This is a genomic window from Mesorhizobium sp. M7A.F.Ca.CA.004.04.2.1, from assembly GCF_004022825.1.
Lineage (GTDB): Bacteria > Pseudomonadota > Alphaproteobacteria > Rhizobiales > Rhizobiaceae > Mesorhizobium.
This window is the reverse complement of sequence record NZ_RZPH01000911.1, coordinates 1-2,466: the sequence shown is the minus strand read 5'-3', so window position 1 is coordinate 2,466 and position 2,466 is coordinate 1. Positions and strand designations below refer to the sequence as shown.

General features: G+C 59.8%; 3 protein-coding genes. 1 reads left to right on the top strand and 2 read right to left on the bottom strand.

What is annotated here, in order from left to right; translation table 11 throughout:
- On the bottom strand, positions 1 to 1,208 hold a 1,208-nt coding region (locus EN893_RS29060; protein ID WP_128361987.1), incomplete at its 3' end, for a GMC family oxidoreductase N-terminal domain-containing protein.
- Between the two features lie 317 nt (positions 1,209 to 1,525).
- Between EN893_RS29060 and EN893_RS29055 the strand changes: the two genes are divergently transcribed.
- Positions 1,526 to 2,044 (top strand): ferritin-like domain-containing protein, encoded by a 519-nt coding sequence (locus EN893_RS29055; RefSeq protein WP_127268257.1) that lies wholly within the window; start codon positions 1,526 to 1,528, stop codon positions 2,042 to 2,044.
- 135 nt (positions 2,045 to 2,179) lie between these two features.
- Here the strand turns inward: EN893_RS29055 and EN893_RS29050 are convergent, their stop codons facing one another.
- The gene (locus tag EN893_RS29050; RefSeq protein ID WP_127268256.1) at positions 2,180 to 2,377 is read right to left on the bottom strand and encodes a hypothetical protein; all 198 of its coding nucleotides are present in this window, start codon (positions 2,375 to 2,377) and stop codon (positions 2,180 to 2,182) included.
- Positions 2,378 to 2,466: the final 89 nt, after the last annotated feature.

Genomic DNA, 2,466 nt, shown 5'->3' with positions numbered 1-2,466 from the left:
CGCATGCGCTGGAGATCCATTGGATCGTCCAGCATGTTCTCTTCCACGAGCGGCTGGTCGAAAGGGTTGGCGGAACGCAGTTGCACGGTGCCGCGGCTCTTGGCCTCCATCAGGATCAGATTGACCATGGCCTCGCCGAACTGGGCGCTGTCGGACTCCACGCCGATGCCGCCATGGTTCATGGCGACGTAGAGAATGTCGTCGCGCTCAGCGCCCGGCACGCCCGAACTCATCCGCACACAGCAGTTGGTATGCCGCGCGTCGAGATCGGTCGCCTTGAATCCCGGCTTCAGCTTCAGTTCGATGCGGCAATAAGGATGGTCGAAGAAACCTTCGCCGACCGGCAGGTCGGCAAGCACCTCGATGTCCTTTCGTTTCAAGAGAGCCGCAGGGCCGATGCCCGAGCGCTGCAGGATGACCGGAGAGTGGATGGCGCCGGCCGAGACGATGACCAGCGGCGCCTCGAATTTGCGAACCTGCCCGGCCACGATGGCCAAAACGCCGATCGCTTTCCTGCCATCGAAAAGCACCTTGTCCACCGTCGCCTGCCCGATGATGGTAAGGTTCGGCCGGTCGCGGGCAGCTTCCAGATAGCCGTCATTGACCGACACGCGCTTGCCGGCTCGACTGTTGATGGGATAGGTGCAAGCCCCTTCGGCATCCGGAGCATTGAGATCGTCATGCCAGGGATGGCCGAGAGCCATCGCGCTTTGGCGCATGGCCTTGTCGACGCTGCCCCAGCTTTCGACAGGCGCGCGGTAGATCGGAATCGGGCCGCCGCTGCCGTGAAAATTGGCCGCGATCGGGTCATCCTCCAGGCGGCAGAAGAAGGGCAGCACGTCGGCTCCCGACCAGCCCTTGCATCCGATTTCCTCCCAGCGGTCGAATGCATGGAGCACACCGCGAATGGCAATCTGCCCATTGACGGCCGTCGAACCGCCAAGCCCCTTGCCGCGCCAGTAGACCCGGTGTTCCTGCCGCTTCGTGCGACGAGCCATCAGGTCGGGATACATGTATTGTTGCTGAAAATGGTCGGGAAGCAGCAGGTTGAAGGGATTTGGGCTCGCCATCTCGGCAGGTTGCTCGCCGCTCCGGTAGTCCGGCCCCGCTTCCAGCAAAAGCACGTTCGTGGCAGCATCTTCGGTTAGCCGGGCAGCAAGAACAGCTCCGGCTGCGCCGGCTCCGATAACGATGACATCAAAGGGCATGCCGCACTCCCTACATCCGATCAATGCACGGCTGACTCGACCGCGACATCATGTTGATTTCATTTGGGCACGATCATCTGCTGGCATTCAGGCTCAGCGATGTACGCCGGAACCAACCACCTTAGCCGCGCTGCACGACTGCAAGATCATCATGATTTGTTTTATATGTAAATATGATTTCGTATATGAACTCCCATCTACTCCATATGGCGTGCTGCCCCTTCCGAGTCGCGCCCAGGGAACAACTGCTTCCATGGAAAGTTAGTCCATGGCTACACCGCCGGTGAGCTTTCATGACAATCCAAGGGAGACAAATCATGGCGACTGCAAAAAGAGCGACGACAAAAGGACTGGAGGCTTTGTTCCTCGATGGGCTGAAGGACATTTACTACGCTGAAAAGAAGATACTCAAAGCCTTGCCGAAGATGGCAAAGGGCGCCGAATCCGAGGAGGTGGCCGCGGCCTTTGAGAAACATCGCATGGAAACCGAAGGCCAGGTCGATCGGCTCGAGCAAGTGTTCGAACTTATGGACAAACCGGCCCGCGGCAAGACCTGTCCGGCGATCGACGGCATTCTTGAGGAAGGGTCGGAAATTCTCGACGAATACAAGGGTGACCCGGCGCTGGATGCAGGACTGGTCGGCGCGGCACAGGCCGTCGAGCACTATGAAATCGCGCGCTATGGCACGTTGGTCGCGTGGGCTGAACAGCTTGGCAAGAGCGACGTGGTCAAGCTCCTCAACGAGACATTGAAAGAGGAGGTCGCGACGGACGAAGCGCTTTCCGGGCTGGGCGAAGGCGGTGTCAATGAGCGCGCCCTGCAGCAAGCTGCCTGACTGGGCGTCGTCGCCCCGGCGCCAAGCCGCCGGGCGACTTCGCGACCCGGCCTCGCGCCCTCTTCGTCGGTACCCTTCAGATGCAATCAGACCCACCCCGATACTTCGGGGTGGGTCTGCTGAAATCACACGCGATCAGCGGTTTTTGTGGCTTTGTTCGCCAGCTTTCACATGCTGTTCGTGGGTTCCACCACGCATGCCGGATCCATCGCCCTGCTGCCGTTGACCACCACCAGAGGCCTGCTGTTGCTGACGGTTTTTGTTGTCGGCGTTCTTGTGGCTCTGCTGGCCTGCCTTCACGTGCTGTTCGTGGCTACCACCTTGATTAGGCATTGTTCTTCTCCTTCACAATCGGCGAGGCGACAACCGCCTCGATTGCCTAAGACGAGTCAGGCGCGAACGTTCCCTCACGTAATATTTTG

Coding starts and splice junctions, on each gene's coding strand:
- EN893_RS29055 (WP_127268257.1), top strand. CDS start 1,526: ATGGCGACTGCAAAAAGAGCGACGACAAAAGGACTGGAGGCTTTGTTC.
- EN893_RS29050 (WP_127268256.1), bottom strand. CDS start 2,377: ATGCCTAATCAAGGTGGTAGCCACGAACAGCACGTGAAGGCAGGCCAG.